Annotated in this window: 19 protein-coding genes; 13 read left to right on the forward strand and 6 right to left on the reverse strand. The window is 75.2% G+C overall.

Going from position 1 to position 21,184, the window contains the following annotated elements; translation table 11 throughout:
• The first annotated feature begins 52 nt into the window (after positions 1–52).
• The 9 genes from H505_RS52305 (at position 53) to H505_RS0108510 (ending at position 9,936) form a co-directional block, all read left to right on the forward strand.
• Positions 53–1,225, forward strand: a complete 1,173-nt coding sequence (locus H505_RS52305; protein WP_026401641.1) for an acyl-CoA dehydrogenase family protein — start codon at positions 53–55, stop codon at positions 1,223–1,225.
• 67 nt (positions 1,226–1,292) lie between these two features.
• Positions 1,293–2,192, forward strand: coding sequence for an isocitrate lyase/PEP mutase family protein (locus H505_RS40585; protein WP_051300432.1), 900 nt, complete (start codon positions 1,293–1,295; stop codon positions 2,190–2,192).
• Positions 2,189–3,559: an FAD-dependent oxidoreductase gene (locus H505_RS0108480; RefSeq protein WP_026401642.1), complete on the forward strand. Its 1,371-nt coding sequence runs from the start codon at positions 2,189–2,191 to the stop codon at positions 3,557–3,559. The genes H505_RS40585 and H505_RS0108480 overlap by 4 nt, the downstream gene beginning before the upstream one ends.
• Positions 3,556–4,335: an SDR family oxidoreductase gene (locus tag H505_RS0108485; protein WP_026401643.1), complete on the forward strand. Its 780-nt coding sequence runs from the start codon at positions 3,556–3,558 to the stop codon at positions 4,333–4,335. The genes H505_RS0108480 and H505_RS0108485 overlap by 4 nt, the downstream gene beginning before the upstream one ends.
• A 25-nt stretch (positions 4,336–4,360) precedes the next feature.
• Positions 4,361–4,951: a cysteine hydrolase family protein gene (locus H505_RS0108490; RefSeq protein ID WP_026401644.1), complete on the forward strand. Its 591-nt coding sequence runs from the start codon at positions 4,361–4,363 to the stop codon at positions 4,949–4,951.
• A 98-nt stretch (positions 4,952–5,049) separates the two neighbouring features.
• The gene (tcuA, locus tag H505_RS0108495) at positions 5,050–6,468 is read left to right on the forward strand and encodes an FAD-dependent tricarballylate dehydrogenase TcuA (protein ID WP_211238420.1); all 1,419 of its coding nucleotides are present in this window, start codon (positions 5,050–5,052) and stop codon (positions 6,466–6,468) included.
• On the forward strand, positions 6,465–7,262 hold the full coding sequence (locus H505_RS0108500) for an aspartate/glutamate racemase family protein (protein WP_026401646.1): 798 nt from the start codon (positions 6,465–6,467) through the stop codon (positions 7,260–7,262). The genes tcuA and H505_RS0108500 overlap by 4 nt, the downstream gene beginning before the upstream one ends.
• A complete protein-coding gene (locus H505_RS40590; RefSeq protein ID WP_084549984.1) occupies positions 7,259–8,695 on the forward strand; it encodes an FAD-dependent oxidoreductase in 1,437 nt (478 codons plus the stop codon). The genes H505_RS0108500 and H505_RS40590 overlap by 4 nt, the downstream gene beginning before the upstream one ends.
• Before the next feature lie 56 nt (positions 8,696–8,751).
• On the forward strand, positions 8,752–9,936 hold the full coding sequence (locus tag H505_RS0108510; protein WP_026401647.1) for an MBL fold metallo-hydrolase: 1,185 nt from the start codon (positions 8,752–8,754) through the stop codon (positions 9,934–9,936).
• Between the two features lie 65 nt (positions 9,937–10,001).
• On the opposite strand, the gene dmpG is transcribed toward H505_RS0108510, so the two are convergent.
• Genes dmpG through H505_RS0108525 form a run of 3 tightly spaced genes read right to left on the reverse strand, consistent with a single transcriptional unit; the run spans position 10,002 to position 12,738 of the window.
• Positions 10,002–11,054: a 4-hydroxy-2-oxovalerate aldolase gene (dmpG, locus tag H505_RS0108515; RefSeq protein ID WP_026401648.1), complete on the reverse strand. Its 1,053-nt coding sequence runs from the start codon at positions 11,052–11,054 to the stop codon at positions 10,002–10,004.
• Entirely contained in the window at positions 11,051–11,947 is an 897-nt protein-coding gene (locus H505_RS0108520) for an acetaldehyde dehydrogenase (acetylating) (RefSeq protein WP_026401649.1), read from the reverse strand. Before H505_RS0108520 ends, dmpG begins: the two co-directional genes overlap by 4 nt.
• Positions 11,944–12,738: a 2-keto-4-pentenoate hydratase gene (locus H505_RS0108525; RefSeq protein WP_026401650.1), complete on the reverse strand. Its 795-nt coding sequence runs from the start codon at positions 12,736–12,738 to the stop codon at positions 11,944–11,946. Before H505_RS0108525 ends, H505_RS0108520 begins: the two co-directional genes overlap by 4 nt.
• Positions 12,739–12,841: 103 nt before the next feature.
• On the opposite strand from H505_RS0108525, the gene H505_RS0108530 reads away from it, so the two are divergent.
• Positions 12,842–13,594, forward strand: coding sequence for an IclR family transcriptional regulator (locus tag H505_RS0108530; protein ID WP_026401651.1), 753 nt, complete (start codon positions 12,842–12,844; stop codon positions 13,592–13,594).
• A gap of 23 nt (positions 13,595–13,617) precedes the next feature.
• Here the strand turns inward: H505_RS0108530 and H505_RS0108535 are convergent, their stop codons facing one another.
• The 3 genes from H505_RS0108535 to H505_RS0108545 all read right to left on the reverse strand — a co-directional run bounded on the left by H505_RS0108535 (position 13,618) and on the right by H505_RS0108545 (position 18,364).
• Entirely contained in the window at positions 13,618–16,398 is a 2,781-nt protein-coding gene (locus H505_RS0108535) for an FAD-binding and (Fe-S)-binding domain-containing protein (protein WP_245592465.1), read from the reverse strand.
• A 293-nt stretch (positions 16,399–16,691) separates the two neighbouring features.
• Positions 16,692–17,894, reverse strand: coding sequence for a globin domain-containing protein (locus H505_RS0108540; protein ID WP_325052924.1), 1,203 nt, complete (start codon positions 17,892–17,894; stop codon positions 16,692–16,694).
• Positions 17,894–18,364, reverse strand: a complete 471-nt coding sequence (locus H505_RS0108545; RefSeq protein ID WP_026401654.1) for an RrF2 family transcriptional regulator — start codon at positions 18,362–18,364, stop codon at positions 17,894–17,896. Before H505_RS0108545 ends, H505_RS0108540 begins: the two co-directional genes overlap by 1 nt.
• A gap of 177 nt (positions 18,365–18,541) precedes the next feature.
• On the opposite strand from H505_RS0108545, the gene H505_RS0108550 reads away from it, so the two are divergent.
• The 3 genes from H505_RS0108550 (at position 18,542) to H505_RS0108560 (ending at position 21,168) form a co-directional block, all read left to right on the forward strand.
• Entirely contained in the window at positions 18,542–18,931 is a 390-nt protein-coding gene (locus tag H505_RS0108550; protein ID WP_026401655.1) for a hypothetical protein, read from the forward strand.
• A 104-nt stretch (positions 18,932–19,035) separates the two neighbouring features.
• Positions 19,036–19,824: a DeoR/GlpR family DNA-binding transcription regulator gene (locus tag H505_RS0108555; protein WP_026401656.1), complete on the forward strand. Its 789-nt coding sequence runs from the start codon at positions 19,036–19,038 to the stop codon at positions 19,822–19,824.
• A gap of 270 nt (positions 19,825–20,094) precedes the next feature.
• Complete coding sequence (locus tag H505_RS0108560) at positions 20,095–21,168, forward strand: substrate-binding domain-containing protein (protein WP_034517069.1); 1,074 nt, start codon at positions 20,095–20,097, stop codon at positions 21,166–21,168.
• Positions 21,169–21,184 lie beyond the last annotated feature (16 nt).

A 21,184-nucleotide genomic window follows, 5' to 3' on the forward strand; every position in this document is an offset into this window, starting at 1 on the left:
TAGTAAGTGCTACATGATATCAGTGCCACACGACATCAGAGGGGGCCACCCCATGTCCATCGTCGACGCCGTGCGCGCGGCCGCACCCGTCCTCGCCGCGGAGGACGCGGCGGGCGCGCGGCAGCGCAGGCTGACCGACCTCGCCTGGAAGCACCTCCAGGACACCGGCGTGCTCCGCGCCCTGCAGCCCGCCCGCTGGGGCGGCGCCGAGACGCCCCTCGCCGAGTTCCTCGACGCGGTCGTCGAGGCGGGCCGGGCCGCTCCCGCCGCCGGATGGGTCACCGCCGTGGTCGGCGTCCACCCCTGGCAGGTCGCGCTGTTCCCCGAGGAGGCGCAGCGGGAGATCTGGGGCGACGACCCCGCCCGCACGCTCGCGTCGTCCTACACGCCCACCGGCAAGGTCGAGCGCGCGGACGGCGGCTACCGGGTGTCGGGCCGCTGGTCGTTCTCGTCCGGCTGCCTGCACACCGACGGCGTCATCCTCGGCGGCATCGCGGGCGAGCGCGACTGGAACGGCGCGCCCGTCGCCGACTTCGTCAGCGTGATCCTCGACCGCGACCAGTACGCGATCGAGGACACCTGGCACACCGCCGGGCTCGCCGCGACGGGCAGCAACGACATCGTGGTCGACGGCGCGTTCGTCCCCGCGCACCGCGCCCAGTCGCACGTCGACTACACCTACGGCCTCGGCACGCCGCTGCCCGGCCGCGAGGTCAACCCCGGCGCCCTCTACCGGCTGCCCTGGGCCGTCGTCTTCAACGCGATCATCGCGGCCGGGGCGCTCGGCGCCGCCCGCGGGTTCGTGGACGCCTGGACCGCCGCGACCCGCGACCGCCGCACCGCCGCCGGCCCCGTCCGCGAGGACCACCTCGTCCAGCGGCACCTCGCCGAGAACGCCTACGCCGTCGACGCCGGCATCACCGGCCTCCGCGCGGTCGCCGCCGAGCTCACCGCGACCGCCGAGGCGGGGGAGTGGCCGTCCCGCGAGACCCGCGCCCGGCACCGCTACGCGCTGGCCCGCTCCGCGCAGGACGCGGGCGCCGCCGTCACCCGGCTCATGCGCGCCTCCAGCGGCCGCACCGCCTACACCGACCACCCGCTGCACCGCCGCTTCCAGGACGTGACCGCCGCGATCGGGCACGCGTTCCTGCTGGCCGACCCCCTCGGCCGCGCGCACGGCGCCCTCGCGCTCGGCGCCGACGACGTCCCGGCGGTGCACCTGTGACCCCCGGGGCCCGTCCGGAGGCACCGGACGCCGGGCGCCCCGGCGCGCGCGAGGCGGCGGTGCGGCGATGACCCACGCCATCCTGCCCGGGAAGACGGCCGCGCAGCGGCGCGCCGAACTGCGGTCGCTGCTCGCGTCCGACCGGGTCGTCATCGCGCCCGGCGTCACGGACGCCGCCGGGCTGCGCCTGGTCGAGGAGGCCGGGTTCGAGACCGCGTACCTGACCGGCGCCGGGCTCGCCAACGCCCAGTACGGCGTCCCCGACATCGGGCTGATCTCCCAGCGGGAGGTCGCCGACCACGTGCAGCGGCTCGCCGGCGCCACCGACCTGCCGGTGATCGTGGACGCCGACACCGGCTACGGCGGCCCGCTCGCGGTGATGCGCACGATGCGGATGCTCGACGCGGCGGGCGCGGCGGCCGTCCAGCTCGAGGACCAGGTCCTCGACAAGCGGTGCGGCCACTTCGACGACCACCGGCTCGTCTCCGCCGACGCGATGGTCGCCAAGATCCGGGCGGCGCTGGACGCCCGCGGCGACGGCGGCCCGGTGCTCGTCGCCCGGACGGACGCGCGCGGCGTCCACGGCCTGGACGAGGCGATCCGGCGGGCCCGCGCGTACGCCGAAGCCGGAGCCGAGGTGATCTTCGTGGAGGCGCCGCGCGGCGTCGGCGAGATGCGGACGATCGGCCGCGAGCTGGCCGGGGTCCCGCTGATCGCCAACATCGTCGAGGGCGGCAAGACCCCCGAGCTGGACACGGCCGAACTCGGCGAGCTGGGCTTCCGCGTCGCGCTGTTCGCCAACTACCTGATGCGCAGCATGATGCACGCCGGGCGGGAGGCCCTCGCGCACCTGCGCGCCGAGGGCGGGACCCGCGGCCGCGGCGACCGGCTGCTGCCGTGGGCGGACCGGCAGCGCCTCTTCGGACTGCCCGCGTACACCGAGGCCGACGGGCGGTACGGCCGGTGACCGCGCGGTACGACGTGGTGGTCGCGGGCGGCGGGCTCGCGGGCGCCGCCGCGGCGGCCGCCGCGACCGAGCGGGGCGCGTCGGTGCTGCTGCTGGAGAAGACGGCCGCCCCCGGCGGCAGCACCGTCCTCAGCTCCGGGCTCAACGCCTACGCCGGGACGGACGAGCAGGCCGCGGCGGGCGTCGAGGACGGCCCGGACCTGCTGCGCCGCGACCTGCTGGAGACCGGACGGCACCGCAACGACCCGGCGCTCGTGGACGCCTACTGCCGCGAGCAGCTCGGGACGTACCGGTGGCTGCGCTCCCTCGGCGTCGGGTTCGGCGCGCCGCGCGCCGCCTCCGGGCAGTCGGTGCCGCGCTCGCACCCGGTCGACACGGCGGCGGCGATCGAGACGCTGCTGCGGCTCGCCCGCTCGCGCGGCGCGCACGTCCGGCTCGGCTGCGCCGCCGAGCGGCCCGCCGTCGCGGACGGCCGGGTCGCCGGGGTGCGGGTCCGGTCCCGGGACGGCGCGGAGCACGTCGGGGCCGGCGCGGTGGTGCTGGCCACGGGCGGCTTCTCCCGCGCCCCGGCGCTGCTGTCCCGGTTCGCCCCCGGCATGGAGCGGGCGGTCAAGGCGGGCGGCGCCGGCAGCAACGGCGACGGGCTGAAGATGGCCTGCTCGCTCGGCGCCGGGCTCGCCGACCTGCCGCACATCAAGGCGACGTTCGGCGTCTTCCCCTGGCCGTCGTCCGCCGAGGAGGGCCACGGGCTGCTCGCGGTGTACAAGGGCGCCATCGCGGTGAACGGCCTCGGCGAGCGGTTCACCGACGAGTCGCTGCCGTACAAGGAGATCGGGGACGCCTGCCTGGCCCAGCCGGAGGGCGTCGCGTTCCAGATCTTCGACGCGCCCGTGCTGGAGCGGGCCGACGCCGAGGTGCCGATCTACGACTTCCGGCCGCGGCTGCGGGCGGGCCAGATCCAGCGGGCGGACACGCTGCGCGACCTGGCCGACGGGCTGGGGATCCCGGGCGACCGGCTGCGGGAGACGGTCGACGCCTACAACGCCGCGATCGCCGCCGGGGCGCCGGACCCGTTCGGCCGCCGGACGCTGTCGGGCGACGTCGGCGCGCCCCGTCCGATCGACACGCCGCCGTTCTACGGCTACCCCAGCACCGCCGTGATGCTCGCGACCTACGGCGGGATCACCGTCGACGCCGACACGCGGGTGCTGGACGTCTACGGCGACCCGATCCCGGGCCTGTTCGCCGCCGGGGAGGTCACCGGCGGGTTCCACGGCGCGGGCTACGTCACCGGCACGTCCCTCGGCAAGGCGGCGGTCTTCGGCCGCGTCGCCGGGACGGCCGCGAGCGAGGAGGCCCTCCGATGACCGGAATGTTCGACCTGACCGGGCGGCGGGCGCTCGTCACGGGCGCCGCCCGGGGCGGCCTCGGCGCGCACGCCGCGCTCGCGCTCGCCCGGGCGGGCGCCGAGGTGGTCGTCGCGGACCTGCCGTCGCGCGGCGCCGACCTCGACGCGACGCTCGGGACGCTCCTCGCCGAGAACCGGCCGGCGCGCGCGCTGCGCTTCGACGCCACCCGCGAGGACCAGGTGGAGGCGCTCGTCGCGCACGCCGCCGACCCCGACGGGCGCCTGGACATCCTGGTGAACGCGGCCGGGGTGATGCTCCGCAAGGACGTCCAGGAGACGACGCTCGAGGAGTGGCGGCGCGTCCTGGACGTCAACCTCACCGGCACCTGGCTGCTCGACCGGGCCGCCGGGCGCCGCATGACCGCGCGCGGCCGCGGCGCGATCGTGAACTTCTCGACGGTCTACGCCGAGCGCGTCGGGCCGGTCCCGGAGTCGGCGTACTACGCGTCCAAGGCCGGGGTCGGCAACCTGACGCGGTCGATGGCCGCCGAGTTCGGCCGGCACGGCGTGACCGTCAACTGCCTCGCGCCCGCCGTGTTCTACCCCACCGAGATGACCGCGCCGCTCGGCGACGACCCCGAGCGGCTCCGCTGGATGACCGAGCGCACCATGCTCGGCCGGCTCGGCGAGCCCGGCGCCGACCTCGACGGCCCGCTGCTGCTCCTCGCCTCCGACGCCGGCCGCTACATGACCGGCCAGATCGTCTACGTCGACGGCGGCTGGTCGGCGTGGTGACCCCCGTGAACCGAAAGGAACCCCGATGACCGACCGTACGGCCCTGCTGATGCTCGACTACCAGGTCGCGCTGTGCGAGCGGGGCGAGCACATGCGCATGCCCCCGCTGGTGGACCAGGTCGAGCGGCGCGGCGTCCTCGCCGCCGCCGAGAAGACCCTCACCGCGGCGCGGGACGCCGGCCTGTACGTGGTCCACGTGCGGCTCGCGTTCGACCCGTCCTACGAACTGCGCACCAACCGGTCGGCGCGGTTCGACGCGTACCCGCGCGAGCGCGCCATGCTGCGGGACGCGCCGGGCGCCCGCATCGTGAGCGCCCTGGCGCCGCTGCCGGGCGAGCCGGTCGTCGACAAGGGCGGCGTCGGCGCGTTCGCCGGGACGCCGCTGCTGGAGATGCTGCTCGGCACCGGCGTCCGGCACGTCGTGCTCGGCGGCGTCGCGACGAACCTCGTGGTGGAGTCGACCGCCCGCACGGCCGTCGACAGCGGCCTCGCCGTCACCGTCGTCGAGGACATGTGCGCCTCGTTCGACCTGGAGCTGCACGACGTCGCCGTCCGGAAGATCCTGCCGATGTTCGGTGACGTGCGCTCCTCCGCCGACGTCATCGCCGGGCTGTGAGGGGAGCCATGACCCGAACGGACGTGACTCAATTCGACGTGACCGAATCCGACGTGACTCAGTCCGACGTGACTCGATCCGACGTGACTCGATCCGACGTGACCGACTTCGACGTGGTCGTCGTCGGCGCGGGCGTCGCCGGGCTGACGGCGGCGGTGGCGGCCGCCGAGGCCGGGGCGCGGGTCGCGGTGGCCGAGCGCGCGCCGCGCGGGGACGCGGGCGGCAACACCCGCCACACCGAGGCGTTCCTGCGGATGAAGTCGATCGACGAGGTGTCCGACGACTTCGAGGAGAAGCTGCTCGGCGACTTCCAGGGGCACCCCGATCCCGGGCTGCTGGTCGAGTCGCTGCGCGACCCGGCGTCCTGGTCGGCGCCGCTGCGGTCGCTGAGCGTCGCCGACCAGCGGGTCGTCGCGACGCTGACCGAGCGGGCCGGGCCGACGCTGCGCTGGATCGCCGGGCACGGCGTCCGGTTCGAACGGCTCGCCACCGCGTTCCTCACCACCTCGACGACCCGGCTCATGCCGGTCGGCGGCGGCCTCGCCCTGGTCGACGCGCTGACGGCGGCGGCCGAACGGCTCGGCGTCGCGTTCCGCCACCAGACCACGGCGCGGGGACTGCTGCGTGCGGACGGCCGGGTCGCCGGCGTCCGCACCTCGCGCGGCGAGCTGCGCGGCCGGGTCGTCCTGGCCTGCGGCGGGTACGAGGGCAGCGCGGAGCTGATGGCCCGCTACCACGGGCGCGGCGGGCGCCTCACCCGCCCGGTCGCCCGCGGCGGCCACTACAACAAGGGCGAGGGGCTGCTGATGGCCCTCGACGCGGGCGCCGCCACCGCGGGCGACTTCGCGTACTTCCACGCCGAGCCCGTCGACCCCCGCTCGGGCGCCGCCGAGGCCGCGGTCTTCTCGTTCCCGTACGGCATCCTCGTCAACCGGGACGGCCGCCGGTTCGCCGACGAGGCGCCCGGACCGGTGGACGCCTGGTACGAGCGGGTCGCGCGGCGGATCCACGCGCAGCCGGACGGCATCGGCTACGCGGTCTTCGACGCGGGCTGCGCGGACGTCCCGAACCTGTCGGCCGCCGTGCGCACCGACCGGCCGCCCGTCGCCGCGGACACCCTGGAGGAGCTCGCGGCCCGGCTCGGCATCCCCGCGGACGCCCTCGCCGAGACGGTCGCGGAGTTCAACCGGGCGTGCCCGGACGGGGAGTTCCGCCCCCTCGAACCGGACGGGCTGGCGACCGCCGGGCTCGTCCCGCCGAAGTCGAACTGGGCGCGCCCGATCGAGCGGGCGCCGTTCCACGCCTACCCGGTCATCGCCTCGAACGTCTTCACGTTCGGCGGCCTGAAGACGAACGACCGCGCGGAGGTCCTCGACACCGACGGCGACCCGATCCCCGGCCTGTACGCGGCGGGCGAGCTGACCGGGATGTACTACACGAACTACACCGGTTCGACGTCGGTCCTGCGCGGCGCGGTGTTCGGCCGCATCGCCGGAGCGGAGGCGGCGCGCCGATGAGGATCTGGCACCAGAGCTTCACCGTCCTGGACGACGTCCCGCACTACCGCGACGCGCTGCGGCGGCACCTGGCGTCCGCCGCCCGCCCCGGCACCACCGTCGAGCTGCACGGGATGGCCCCCGGCACCTACCCCGGCTCCTATCCGGGCGTGCACATCGGGCACCTGTACCTGACGAACCTGCACCGGGAGCAGTTCGTCCGGGCCGCGCTGCGCGCCGCGGAGGAGGGCTACGACGCGTTCCTCATCGCCACGATCCCCGACACCGGGTTCGAGGAGATCCGGACCCTCGTCGACATCCCCGTGGTGGCGTTCGGCAACGCGTCCGTCGCGTACGCGGCGACGGTCGGGTCGCGCGTCGGGATCGTCAACTTCATCGCCGAGCTGGAGCCGCAGCTCCGCCGCACCATGGACGCCTACGGATTCGGGCCGCTGGTCGGGCCGATCGTCCAGGTCGAGAAGGGCTTCACCGACGTGATGGCCGCCTACGCCGACCCCGGCCCGCTGCTGGAGGCGTTCCGGACGGCCGCGCGCCGGGCCGCCGCCGCGGGCGCGGACGTCATCGTGCCGGGGGAGGGGCCGCTCAACGTGTTCCTCGCCGACCAGGGCGTGTCCCGCGTGGACGGCGTCCCGGTGATCGACTCGCTGGGCACGGCGCTCGCGCTCGCCGAGACGCGGGCCGTCCAGTACCGCCGCGACGGCCTCCGCCCGCCCCGCACCGGGCTGTACTTCTCCAAGCCCGACCCGGAGATGGTCGCGGCGGCCCGCCGGTTCTACGGGCTGGACCGCCCATGACGTCCGCCGGCCACCACGAGGACCCCTGCGACGCCCCCTTCGACGGCCCCTTCGACGGCCGCTACGACGACGAGGTGGACGTCGCGGTGATCGGCGGCGGGGCCTGCGGCCTCGTCGCCGCGCTCCGCGCCGCCCGCGCCCGCGACCTGGTCGTCGCCGTCTACGAGAAGAGCACCCGCGACGGCTGCAACACCCGCTTCTCCAGCGGCAGCCTCGCCGCCGGCGGCACCCGATTCCAGCGCGCCGCCGGCGTCGACGACTCCCCGGAGCGGCACGCCCGCGACATCCTCGCCGCCAGCGGCGACGCCGCGTCGGCACCGGTCGTGCACGCCCTCTGCCGGGCCGCGCCCCGCTACGTCGAATGGCTCGCCGACGACCTCGGGCACCCGGTCGAGCTCGGCCTGGACATGGCCCGCGCGGGGCAGAGCGTCCCGCGCCTGCACACCGACGCGGGCCGCGCCGGGGGAGCGCTGCTCGTCCGGACGCTCCGCGACGCGGTGGCCGCCGCGCCCGGCATCGCGTTCGTCGACGAGACGCCCGGCGTCGGGCTCATCGCGGCGGGCGGCCGGGTGACCGGCGTCGAGGTGCTGGAGAACGGCGCCCGCCGCCGCGTCCGCGCCCGCGCGGTCGTGCTGGCCGCCGACGGGTTCGCCGCCAACGCCGCGATGATGGCCGAGCACTGCCCGGACGCCCGCGACGCCTTCTACGGCGGCGTCTCCACCAGCACCGGGGACGCGATCGGCTGGGGGACCGGCCTGGGCGCGGCCGTCCGCAACATGGGCGCCTACCTCGGGCACGGCATGGTCGTGCCCGGCCACGGCACCCGCCTCAACCCCGTCCTGCCGTTCCTCGGCGCGCTGCTCGTCGGGACGGACGGGCGCCGGTTCGCCGACGAGAAGGCGCAGGGCTACTCGAAGCTCGGCCGGCTCGTCGCCGCGCGCCCCGACGGCCGGGCCGTCCTCATCTGGGACGAGCGCATGCACGGGATCGCGATGCGCTCCGAGCTGATGCGCGAGTCGGCGGCGGCCGGCGCCTTCTCCCGCCACGACTCGGCGGCGGACCTGGCGGCGTCCCTCGGCCTCCCGCCGGACGCCCTCGCCGCGACCCTCGCCTCCTTCCGCGCCGTCTCCGTCGAGGACGACCCGCGCGGCGCCGACCACGGCCCGCTCCGGTTCCCGCTCTACGCCGGCCGGATCACGCACGGCGTCCTCACCACGCAGGGCGGCCTGCTCGTGGACGAGCAGGGGCGCGTCCTGCACCGCGACGGCGGCACCATCGGCGGCCTCTCCGCGGGCGGCGGCTCGGCGTGCGGGATCTCCGGGCCGTCCACCGAGGGCTACATGTCCGGGAACGGCCTGCTCGCCGCCCTCGGCTTCGGGTGGATCATCGGGAACCGCCTCGCCGCGACCCTCGGCCCGCCCCGCGGGGCGTGACCACCGCCCCGCCACGCCGCTTCCCCGCCTCACCCGTCGACCTGAAAGGGCCTGACATGTGCGAAGAATCCCGGTCCCTGCCGTCCCGGCGCGGCCTGCTGCGCTCGGCCGGCCTCGCGGCGGGCGCGCTCGGCGCCTCCGGACTGCTGGGCGCCGCGCCCGCCGCCGCCTCCCCGGGCCCGGCGCCGTCCCCGTCCGCGCGGGGGTACCGGACGCGGGTGGTGCTGGTCGGCACGTCCGGCGGGCCGATCTGGTGGGAGGGCGGCTCCGGCCGCGCCGGCATCTGCTCGGCCGTCGTCGTCGGCGACGCCCTCTACCTGGTCGACCTCGGCTCCGCGGCCCTGCACAACCTGCGCCCGGCCGGGCTGCTCGGGCCCGGCGAGGGCATGAACGACCTCCGGCACCTCCGCGCCGTCTTCCTGACGCACCTGCACTCCGACCACATCGCCGACTACCCGGCGCTGCTGCTGCACGGGACGTCCGGCGGCGGCCTCGGCCTCCCCGACCGCCCGGTGCGGGTCCACGGGCCGGGGGACCGCGGCCGGCTTCCCGAGGTGTTCCCGGCGGGACGGCCGGTGCCCCGCCCGGTCAACCCGGACGCCCCCACGCCCGGGACGGAGGCCATGACCCGGTCCCTCGTCGCCGCGTTCGCCACCGACTTCAACGACCGCCTGTTCGACACCGGCGCGCCGGACGTCACGACCCGCGTGCGGGCCCACGACATCGCCCTGCCGGACGGCGCCGCGCCCGGCGGGCCGGTCCCGCGCCTGCGGGCGCCCCTGCCCGTCTACGAGGACGACCGGGTCCGCGTCACGGCGACGCTCGTCGACCACGGCCAGATGGCCCCGTCCTTCGGGTACCGGTTCGACACCGACGACGGCTCGGTCGTGTTCTCCGGCGACACCACCGTGTCGCCGAACCTCGTCGACCTGGCCGCCGGCTGCGACGTCCTCGTCCACGAGGTGATCGACCGGGCGTGGGTGGAGGAGAGCATCGCGGGGCTCCCGGTCCCGGACGAGACCAAGGAGGGCTACGTCAACCACATGATCGGCGCCCACACCACGAGCGAGCAGGTCGGGCGGGTGGCGCGGGACGCCGGGGCGCGGCGGCTCGTGCTCCACCACTTCGTGCCCGGCGGGCTTCCCGACGGCCGGTGGCGGCGGGCGGGCCGCGGCTTCGACGGCGCCCTCACCGTCGGCCGCGACCTCATGGAGATCGGCGTCGGCCGCCGGAGGCGCTGACGCGCCGCACGCGCGGAGAGGGGCGGGGAGCCGTGCTCCCCGCCCCTCTCCCGTCGTGCCCGGTGTCAGGCGGACGCCTGCTCCCGCTCGGCGGCGAGCTGGAGGGCCACGTCGATGATCATGTCCTCCTGGCCGCCGACGTACCCGGCCTCGCCGACCCGCTGCAGGATCTCGTGCGCCGGCACGTCGTAGCGCTCCGCCGCCCGCTCCGCGTGCAGCAGGAAGCTCGAGTACACGCCCGCGTAGCCCTGCGTGATCGCGCCCCGGTCGGCGAACGGCAGCCGGTGCAGGAACGGCTTGACGACGTCGTCCGCCGCGGCCATCACGCCCTGCACGTCCACGCCCGTCGGGACGCCGAGCCGCTCGAACGTCGGGACCAGCACCTCGGTGGGGGAGTTGCCCGCGCCCGCGCCCAGCGCGCACAGCGCGCCGTCGATCTGCAGGGCGCCGTTCTGCTGCGCCAGCACCGAGTTCGCGACGCCCAGCGACAGGTTCTGGTGGCCGTGGAAGCCGACCTGCGCCTCGCGCCCGATCTCCTTGACCAGCGCGCTGATCCGCTCCTGCGCGTCGCCGAGGACGAGCGCGCCCGCCGAGTCGACGACGTACACGCACTGGGCGCCGCCGTCCACCATGATGCGGGCCTGCTTCGCCAGCTCGGCCGGCCCGACCCGGTGCGACAGCATCAGGAACCCGACGGTCTCCATGCCGAGGTCGCGGGCGGCGGCGAAGTGCTGCAGGGACACGTCCGCCTCGGTGCAGTGCGTGGCGATCCGGGCGACGGACGCGCCCGCGCCGTGCGCCTTGCGCAGGTCCTCGACGGTGCCGAGGCCCGGCAGCATCAGCACCGCGATCTTAGCGCGGGTCGCCTCGTCCACGGCGGCCGCGACGAGCTTGATGTCGTCCTCGAGCGAGAAGCCGTAGTTGAACGACGAGCCGCCGAGGCCGTCGCCGTGCGTCACCTCGATGACCTCGACGCCCGCGCCGTCCAGTGCGTGGACGACGCCGCGGACCTGCTCCTCGGTGAAGCGGTGCGCCATCGCGTGGCTGCCGTCCCGCAGCGTCGAGTCGGTGATCCGGATCTTCTGCGGCGCCTCGGCCGGGGTCTCCGGAGTCGTCATGATGCCACCTTCCTGCGCGCGAGCTGCTCGCCGACCCGGGCGGCGGCCGCGGTCATGATGTCGAGGTTGCCGGCCCAGGGCGGCAGGTAGTCGCCGTTGCCCTTGACCTCGAGGAACACCGCGACGCGGGCCATCCCGTTCCAGATGTCGCGGGGCTCGTCGAACTGCGGTTCGGCCCGCAGCGTGTAGCCGGGCACGTACTCGGCGACGTGCGCGACCATCTTCTCGACGGACGCCGCGATCGCCGCGGTGTCGGCGTCCGCGGGGATCGCGCAGAACACCGTGTCCCGCATGATCATCGGCGGGTCCACCGGGTTCAGGATGATGATCGCCTTGCCGCGCTCGGCGCCGCCGACCCGCTCGATCGCGCCGGCCGTCGTCTGCGTGAACTCGTCGATGTTCGCGCGCGTCCCCGGCCCCGCCGAGCGGGACGCGATGGACGCGACGATCTCCGCGTACGGCACCGGCACGACCGACGACACCGCGTGCACGATCGGGATCGTCGCCTGCCCGCCGCACGTGATCATGTTGAGGTTCGGGACGTCCGCCAGCGAGTCCAGGTTGACCGGCGGGCACACGTACGGGCCCGCCGCGGCCGGCGTCAGGTCGATCGCGGTGATCCCGGCCTCTTCGTAGCGCGGCGCGTTCGCCAGGTGCGCCTTCGCGGACGTCGCCTCGAACACCAGGTCGGGGAGCGTCGGCTGCTTCAGCAGCCAGTCCACGCCCTCCGCCGACGCCGGGACGCCCAACTTGCGGGCGCGCTCCAGGCCGTCGGACTCCGGGTCCACCCCGATCATCGAGTGGACCTCGATCAGGTCGCTGCGCAGCAGCTTGACGAGCAGGTCGGTGCCGATGTTGCCCGGCCCGACGATCGCGGCGCTGAGCTTGCTCACGCGTCCTCCTCTGCGAAGCGGGCCGTGACGGACCCGACTCCGGCGAACGTGGCGGTCATGGTGTCGCCGGGCGCGACCGGGACCATCGCGGTGATGGAGCCGGGCAGCACGACGTGGCCGGGCTCCAGCGCCTGGCCGCTCTCGCCGAGCACGTTCGCCAGCCACACCAGCGCGTTGATCGGCGAGCCCAGCACGGCGCCGCCCGCCCCCGTGTCGATCAGGTTCCCGTTGCGGTGCAGCAGGCAGCCCATCAGCGCGAGGTCGAGGCCGTCCAGCCGGACGGGCCGCGTGCCGAGCACGACGCCGCCGCTGGAGGCGTTGTCGGCGATCGTGTCCGGCAGCTTGATCTTCCAGTCCGCGATGCGGGAGTCGATGACCTCCAGCGCGGGCAGCACGTACTCGACGGCGCCGACGGCGTCCGCCGCGGTGACCCCGGGCCCGGCCAGGCGGCGGCCGAGGACGAACGCGACCTCCGGCTCCACGCGCGGCTGCAGGAACCGCGTGCGCTCGATGGCGTCGTTCTCCGGCAGGAACATCGAGTCCAGCAGGACGCCGGAGTCGGGGTAGTTCACGCCGAGCTGCCGCTGCATCGCCGCCGAGGTCAGCCCGACCTTGTGGCCCTTGACGCGCGCCCCCGCGTCCGTCCACGTCTTCACCTGCACCGCCTGGACGGCGTAGGCGTCGGCGATGGACATGTCGGGGTAGTCCGTCGTCAGGGGGGAGATGGGGGTGCCGGTGGCGTACGCGTCCAGCAGCGCGCCCGCGGCCTTCTCCACCGAACCGGGGTCCATGGCCGTCCTTTCGTCGTTATGGCGGTTCCGAGCCTGCCCGCGGGGCGGCCGTGCGGCAACGCGCGCGTCCCGCACGGTGGGACGCTTCTCCTAAAGTGGGGTCATGTCGTCCGATGACAGTTTTCTCCGGCGCGTCGTCGCGGTGCTGACCGCGTTCCGCGCGGACGACGACGGACTCGGCGCCGCGGAGCTGGCCCGCCGCAGCGGCCTGCCCAAGTCGACGGCGCACCGCATCGCCCTCGACCTGGTCGAGGCCGGGCTGCTCGAACGGCAGGGCTCCCGGGTGCGGCTCGGGCTGCGGCTGTTCGAGATCGGGCAGCGGGTGCCGCGCCAGCGGGTGCTGCGCGACGCCGCCGTCCCGTACATGTCGGACCTGCGGGAGGCGACCCGGCAGACCGTCCACCTCGCGGTGCTGGAGGGCGCGGAGGTCGTCTACGTGGAGATCCTCGGCTCCCCGGGCGGCCCGCCGATGCCGTCCCAGGTCGGCGGCCGGCTCCCCGCGCACGTCACCGGGGTCGGCAAGGCGATCCTGGCGTTCTCCCCGCCGGAGGTCGTCCGGGCGGTCATGGACGCCGGGCTGGTCCGCGCCACCGGACGCAGCGTCACGGCGCCCGGCCTGCTCGCCCGGGAGCTCGAGACGATCCGCGCGGAGGGCGTCGCCTACGACCGCGAGGAGTCCGGCAACGGCATCGTGTGCGCCGCCAGCCCGGTCCTCGGCCCGGACGGCGAGGCGCTCGGCGCCCTGTCGGTGTCCGGCTGGTCCACCGGGATGCGGCTCGCCGCCGTCGCCCCGGCCGTCCACACCGCCGCGCTCACCCTCTCCCGCACCCTGGGCCGGCCCCGGACCCGCCGCTGAACGGGCCGCCCGCGCGCCCTCCGCTAGTCCGGCAGGTGGCGGGCGAGGAGCTGGGCGAGGTGCTCGCCCGTCCGCCCGGCGAGGAAGTCGAGCTGCGTGCGGCAGCTGAACCCGTCGGCGAGGACGACGTCGCCGTCCGCCGCGTCGCGGACGGCGGGCACCAGCCGGTGCTCGGCGACGGCGACCGACACGTCGTGGTGGCCCTCCTCGACGCCGAAGTTCCCGGCGAGCCCGCAGCAGCCGCCGATCCCGCGCACGTCGGCGCCCGCGTCCCGCAGCAGCGCCGCGTCCGGCCGCCAGCCCATGACGGCGTGGTGGTGGCAGTGCGGCTGGGCGACGCCGGACACGCCCGACAGGTCGGGCGGCGTCCAGCCGTCGGTCTCGGCGAGCAGCTCGGCGAGGGTGCGGGTCGCGGCGGCCACCTCCCGGGCGGCGGCCGCGTCCACCCCGGCCAGCAGCTCCTCGGCGTCCGCGCGGAGCACGCCGGTGCACGACGGCTCCATCCCGACGACCTTCGCGCCGCGCCGGACGTGCGGCAGCAGCGCGCGGACGGTGCGGCGAGCCTTGGCGCGCGCCCCGTCGAGCTGCCCGGTGGAGATCCACGTGATGCCGCAGCACACCGGCCGCTCGGTCACGGTGACGCGGTACCCGGCGTCCTCCAGCACCCGCACGGTCGCCTTCCCGACGTCGGGCGAGAACGCGTCGGTGAAGGTGTCCACGAACAGGACGACGTCGCCGCGGCGGCCCTCCGGGGAGGTGTGCGAGGAGAACCAGCGGCGGAACGTGACCGGGGCGAACTCCGGCAGCGACCGGCGCCGGTCGATCCCGGCGGCCCACGCGACGAGGGGCCGCAGCGCCCTCGACCGCATCGCGGCGTTCGCGGGACGGATCGCCGCGGGGGCGCGCGCGGCCAGGCGCGTCCACCGCGGCAGCCACCCGAGCGCGTAGTGCGCGCGCGGGCGGATCCTGCGGCGGTACCGCTGGTGCAGGGCCTCCGCCTTGTAGGAGGCCATGTCGATCCCGGTCGGGCAGTCGGACGCGCACCCCTTGCAGGACAGGCACAGGTCCAGAACCTCGTGCAGCGCCTCGGAGCGCCACCCGTCCGGCCCGAGCTTCCCGGACACGACCTCCTGCAGCACCCGCGCCCGCGCCCGCGTGGAGTCTTTCTCCTCCCGGGTCGCGACATAGGACGGGCACATCACACCGCCCGCGCCCGTGTTGTCGGCCCTGCACTTGCCGATGCCGGTGCAGCGGTGGACGGCCCGCGACAGGTCGCCGCGGTCGTCCCGGTAGGCCAGCCCGAGCGGCAGCTCCCGCCGCGTCGCCCGCGGCACCCGCGCGGCCCGCAGGTCGGCGTCGACCGGCGCGGGGCGCACGATGATCCCCGGGTTGAGGACGCCGTCCGGGTCGAACAGGTCCTTGACGTCCGCGCACAGCGCCAGGGCGTCGCCCGAGTACATGTGGGGGAGCAGTTCGCCGCGCGCCCGCCCGTCCCCGTGCTCCCCGGACATCGTGCCGCCGTGCCGGGCGGCCAGCGCGGCGGCGTCGTGCAGGAAGTCGCGGAACACCCGCGTCCCGCCGGACCGGCCGAACGGGAAGTCGATGCGCACGTGCACGCAGCCGTCGCCGAAGTGCCCGTACGGCACGCCCGCCAGCCCGTGCTCGCCGAGCAGCGCCTCGAACTCCCGCAGGTAGGCGCCCAGCCGCTCCGGCGGGACGGCCGCGTCCTCCCAGCCCGCGTGCGCCTGCTCCCCGTCCGGCGTGCGGGCGACCAGCCCCGAGCCGTCCTCGCGGATCCGCCACAGGGCGTCCGCCAGCGCCATGTCCTCGACCGCCATCGAGCCGGTGCAGGCGGCGTCGGCGACGACCCGCGCCGCCGTGTCCCGCAGGGCGCCCGCGTCCGGCCCGGCGAGCTCCACCAGCAGCCACCCCGAGCCCTTCGGCAGCTCGGGGACGGCGCCGGGCCCGCGCCGCTCCGCCACCACGCCCGTGATCCGCGAGTCCAGGCCCTCGCACGCGACCGGCCCGTGCGGCAGGATCCCCGGGACGGCGTCGGCGGCCTCGGCCATCGACCCGTACCCCAGCACGACCAGCAGCCGGTGCGCCGGCTCCCGCACCATCCGCAGCCGCGCCGCCAGGGTCAGCGCGAGGGTCCCCTCGCTGCCGACCAGGGCGCGCGCCACGTCGAACCGCCGCTCCGGCAGCAGATGCTCCAGCGAGTACGCCGACACCTGCCGCCCGAACCGCCCGAACTCCGTCCGGATCAGCGCCAGGCGGTCGGCGGTGAGGGACCGCAGCCGCTCCAGCAGCGGGCTCCGCAGGTCCCCGGCCGCCGCGCCGCCCGGCACGTCGCCGATCCGCAGCCGCTCGCCGGTCCCCGCCACGACGTCGAGCCCGAGCACGTTGTCGCTGGTGCGGCCGTAGCCCAGCGCGCGCGACCCGCACGCGTTGTTGCCGATCATCCCGCCCAGCGTCGCCCGCGTCCGCGTCGACGGGTCCGGCCCGAACCGCAGCCCGTGCGCGCCCGCGATCTCGTGCAGCCGCGCCTGGACGATGCCGGGTTCGACCAGCGCCGTCCCCGCGTCCGGGTCGACCTCCAGCACCCGGTTCAGATGCCGGGAGACGTCCGCGACGACGCCCGGCCCGACCGCGTTGCCCGCGATCGACGTGCCGCCGCCGCGCATCGTCAGCGGCACCCCGAACTCCCGGCACACCGCCAGCGCCGCAGGCAGCTCGCCGGTCTCGCGGGGGGTCACCACCACCTGCGGCGGCACCCGGTACAGGGACGCGTCGGACGAGTACATCGCGCGGGCGAGCGCCGAGTCGTCCACCCCGGACACCCCGGCCCGCCGCAACGCCGCCGCCAGGTCACGCTGAGCAGTCAATGTCGGTCCCGCCTCCCGTTCCGGGTCGCCCCGTGCCTGCACGTCCTGCGGAAACGGTATCGCCGCGGGGGGCGGTCGTTTCCAGCCGCGCCGGGAAGATCTTCCTTCGTTCCGGGGGCGGGCCCGGGCGGCCCCGGTGCGGGGACGGCCCGCTCCCGCGACGGGGGCGCTCCCACCCCGCCGGGGATGGGAGCGCAAGGTGCCGATCCGGCTCAGCGGATCCAGAGGTCGGGACCGAACACCTCGTAGTGGACGCGCTCGTCCGAGACGCCCGCGTCCAGCAGGCCGCGCCGCGTCTCCCGCAGGAACGGCAGCGGCCCGCACATGAACACCCGGGCCTTCGGCGGCAGGTCGAGCGCGGCGACGTCGAGCAGCCCCTCCCGGACGTCGGCGTCGGCGGCGGCGTCGCCGGGCTCCTCGTACCAGGTGACCTGCCGGAACCCGGGGATCCTGCGGCCCGCGTCCGCGATCTGCGCGCGCAGCGCGTGCGCGCCGGGGGAGCGGTCGGCGTGGACGGCCAGCACGGGCCGGCCGGTGCCGGCGTCCGCGAGCCGGTCGATCATCGCGGCGGCGGGGGTGATGCCGATGCCCGCGCTGATCAGGACGAGCGGGTCCTGCTCGTCCGGCAGGACGACGTCGCCGAACGGCGCCGACACCTCCAGCTCGGTCCCCGGCACCGCGTGCTCGAACAGGTGCGTCGACACGGCGCCGTCGGGGGCGCCGTCCGTCCCGCGCACCCGGCGGAGCGTGATCTGCGCGGTGCCGTCGGCGGTCGCGCGCGAGAGCGTGTACTGGCGCGGCTGCCGCAGCCCGTCCGGCAGGGTGACGGCGACGCTCACGTACTGGCCCGGCAGGTGGGCGGGGGCGGGGCCGCCGTCGGCGGGCGCCAGCACGAGCGAGATCACGTCCCGCGCCTCGTCCCGCCGCTCCACGACCCGCCACGTCCGGTACGGCGCCGCCGGGTCGCAGGCCGCCTCCTGGTAGAGCCGCGCCTCCTCGGCGATCAGCAGCGTCGCGAACAGCCAGTACACCTCCGACCAGGCCGCGTGCACCTCCGGTGTGACCGCGTCGCCGAGCACCTCCGCCACCGCCTCGAGCAGGTGGCGCCCGACGATCGTGTACTGCTCCGGCCGGATGCCCAGCGAGGCGTGCTTGTGCGCGATGCGCGACATGATCTGCTGGAAGGGGATGCCGGAGTCGGGCGTCACCAGGTGCTCGGCGAACGCGGCCACCGAGCCCGCGAGGGCCTGCCGCTGCTCGCCGTTGGCCTGGTTGCCCTGGTTGAACAGGTTCCGCAGCTCCGGATGCGCGGCGAACATCGCGTCGTAGAACGTGCCGGTGATCTCGACACCGTGGGCGGCGACCGCGGGCAGCGTGGCCCGGACCGTCTCGGCGTGGTCGGACGACAGCATCATCAGCCTTCCTCTGGGGGCGGTCCCGCCGCGTCCGGGACGGGCGGGGCGGGAGGCGCCAGTGACAACAGGACGGGTTCGGCCGGATCGGCCACCAGGTCGCGCAGGCGGACGCCGTCCAGCGACGCCAGGAACGCCTCCTGCGCCGCCCGCAGCACGCCGCGCAGCCGGCAGCCCCCGCGCAGCGGGCACGGCGGGCTGTCGCAGTCGACGACCTCGCCGGGGCCCTCCAGGGCCCGGACGATCGCGCCGACCGTCGCCTCGCGGGCACCGGGCGCGAGCACGACGCCGCCGCCGCGCCCCCGGGCCGTCTCGACGAACCCGTGCCGTCGCAGCCGCTGCACGATCTTCGCCATGTGCTGCGGCGGCACGCTCAGCCGGTCGGCCAGCTCGGCGGCGGACCGGCGGTCGGTCCCCGCGCCGAGCGACATGAGGACGCGCAGGCCCAGGTCGGTCGACTGAGTCAGGTGCATGGTCAAGAGCCTAGAGTCAAATAGGAATTGAAAAGTCCGATTTATCCTGTGCGCCTCGCCACACCCGGCCCCGGACGGGACGCCGCGCGGGCGGGCGGTAGCGTTCCCCGGAGAAAGATCGTCCAGGTCAACGGCCGCGCGGCACCCGGCGCGGCCGCCTCGCCCCGGGAGGCCCCTGTGCTCAGCGTCACGCTCGCCGACGTCCGGCTGTTCCTGCACGTGCTCGCCGCGACCGTGTGGGTCGGCGGGCAGATCGTGCTCGGCGCGCTCGTCCCCGCGCTGCGCGGCTTCGACGGCGTCACCAAGGTCGCCGCGCGCCGCTTCAACATGATCGCGTGGCCCGCGTTCGGCGTGCTCGTCCTCACCGGGATCTGGAACATGACGTCCGGCGAGATGAGCGACGAGGCGCAGATGACCCTGAACGTCAAGATGGCGTTCGTCCTGCTGTCGGGCGTCGCGGCGTTCCTGCACGCGCGGGCGACGTCCAAGGCGGGTCTCGCGGTGTGGGGCGCCCTGGGCGCGGTGGGCGCGCTCGTCGCGCTGTTCTTCGGCGTCCAGCTGGGCTGACGCCCTCCGAGACGGGTCTTGAGTAGTTAACACTCGTAGTGTTAACTACTCCCCTGTCATCCGAGGCCGCGGAGCCCCTCCCGGCGTCCGGACGGAGGAGCGGCATGAGCGAACGCACCCGGCGGGGCCCCTCCCAGCGGCAGGACGCCATCGCCGAGACCGTGCTCGCGCAGGGCTCGGCCACCGCCGCCGAGTTCGCCGAGCGGTTCGGGGTCAGCCTGATGACGATCCACCGCGACCTCGACGAACTCGAGCGGCAGGGGATCGTCCGCAAGTTCCGCGGCGGCGTCACCGCCCAGCGCTCCGGAGTCTTCGAGAGCAGCGTCGGGTACCGGGGCCGGGCGCAGCGCGACGAGAAGGAGGCCGTCGCCGACCGGGCGATGGATCTCGTCGAACCCGGCATGGCGATCATGCTGGACGACTCCACCACGGCCCTCGCCGTGGCGCGGCGGCTCCAGGACGCCGGACCGCTCACGGTCGTCACGAACTTCCTGGACGCGCTGAACCTGCTGGCGCCCGTGCAGGACCTCAAGCTCATCGCGCTCGGCGGCGACTACGACCCCCTGCACAACTCGTTCATGGGCGTCTCGTGCGTCGAGGCGATCGAGGCGCTGCAGGTGGACCTGTGCTTCGTGTCGACCTCGGCGATCTCCAACGGCAACGCCTGCCACCAGGAGCAGCACGTGGTGGTGGTGAAGCGCGCGATGCTGCGCAGCGCCGTCCGCACCGTCCTGCTGGTGGACCACACGAAGCTGGGGCGGACCGCGCTGCACCGGGTCGCGCCGCTCGGCGGCTTCGAGCGGGTCATCGTCGACGACGGCGCGTCCGCGGAGGCGCTCGACGAGTTCGACCGGCACAACGTGCGCTACGAGGTGGCGGCGCGCCGCCGGTGACCGCCGCCGGCCGGCGGTGTGAACACCGCCCCGCGGCGGGCTCGCCCGCCGCTGTCTTCGCGTGACCGGTATGGACCTGTGACCTGCGCCTTCGCGACGGTCCGCCGCAAAATTCACGTAGGCGAGTGTTAATTAACATTCTGGTATTGACACTTCTAACGTTGTTGATGTTACGTTCTCCTCGCGGCGGCCCGATCGTTCCGGCCGGACGGCCGCCGCACCCGGCTCAGTCGCCCTTCATCACGGGCGTGGCACCGAGGAGAACCCCCAGTGAAGACCACCCCCCGCAGGACGGCCGCCGCGATCGGCGCGGCGCTGGCCGTGCTCGCCCCCGCCGCCGGCTGCGCGTCGCAGAACTCCGGATCCGGCGGCGGCGGAGACGACGCGAAGATCGCGTTCCTCATGCCGGACCTCGCCTCGACCCGCTACGAGCTGTACGACGCGCCGCTGTTCAAGGCGAAGATGAAGGAGCTGTGCGGCGGCTGCTCCGTGCTCTACCAGAACGCCGACTCCGACGCGGCGAAGCAGCAGCAGCAGGCCACCTCCGCGCTCGCCCAGGGCGTCTCGGTGATCGTCATCGACCCCGTCGACTCGGCCGCCGCCGCGTCGATCGTCCGGATGGCGCAGTCCCGCGACGTCGAGGTGATCGCCTACGACCGCCCGATCCCGAAGGCGAAGTCCGACTACTACGTCTCGTTCGACAACGAGAAGATCGGCGCGATGATCGGCAAGTCGCTCGTCGACCACCTCGAGGCCGAGGACGCCGAGGGCGGGATCCTCCAGGTGAACGGCTCGCCGACCGACGCCGCCGCGGGCCTCATCAAGAAGGGCATCCACGGCTCGGTCGACGGCGCCGGGTTCGAGCCGCTCGCCGAGTACGACACGCCCGGCTGGCAGCCCAGCAAGGCCCAGGAGTGGGTCAGCGGGCAGATCAGCAAGTTCCGCGGGAAGATCGCGGGCGTCGTCGCCGCCAACGACGGGACGGCCGGCGGCACCATCGCCGCGTTCAAGGCCGCGGGCGAGGACGTGCCCCCGGTGACCGGGAACGACGCCGAGCTCGCCGCCGCGCAGCGGATCATCAAGGGCGACCAGTACAACACCATCTCCAAGCCGATCAAGACGGTGGCCGAGGCCGCCGCGGTCGCCGCGCACACGTTCGTCCAGGGCAAGACGCCCGAGGGCAACACCACCCTCTTCGACACCCCCTCGGAGCTGTTCACCCCGACCGTCGTCACGCGGGAGAACATCAAGGAGGTCCTCTTCGGCCCGGGCGGGCCGCTGAAGGCCGCCGAGGCGTGCACCGCCGAGTACAAGGCCGAGTGCGCCGAACTCGGCATCCAGTAGGCCGCCGCTCCCGTTC

Source organism: Actinomadura rifamycini DSM 43936, assembly GCF_000425065.1.
Lineage (GTDB): Bacteria > Actinomycetota > Actinomycetes > Streptosporangiales > Streptosporangiaceae > Spirillospora > Spirillospora rifamycini.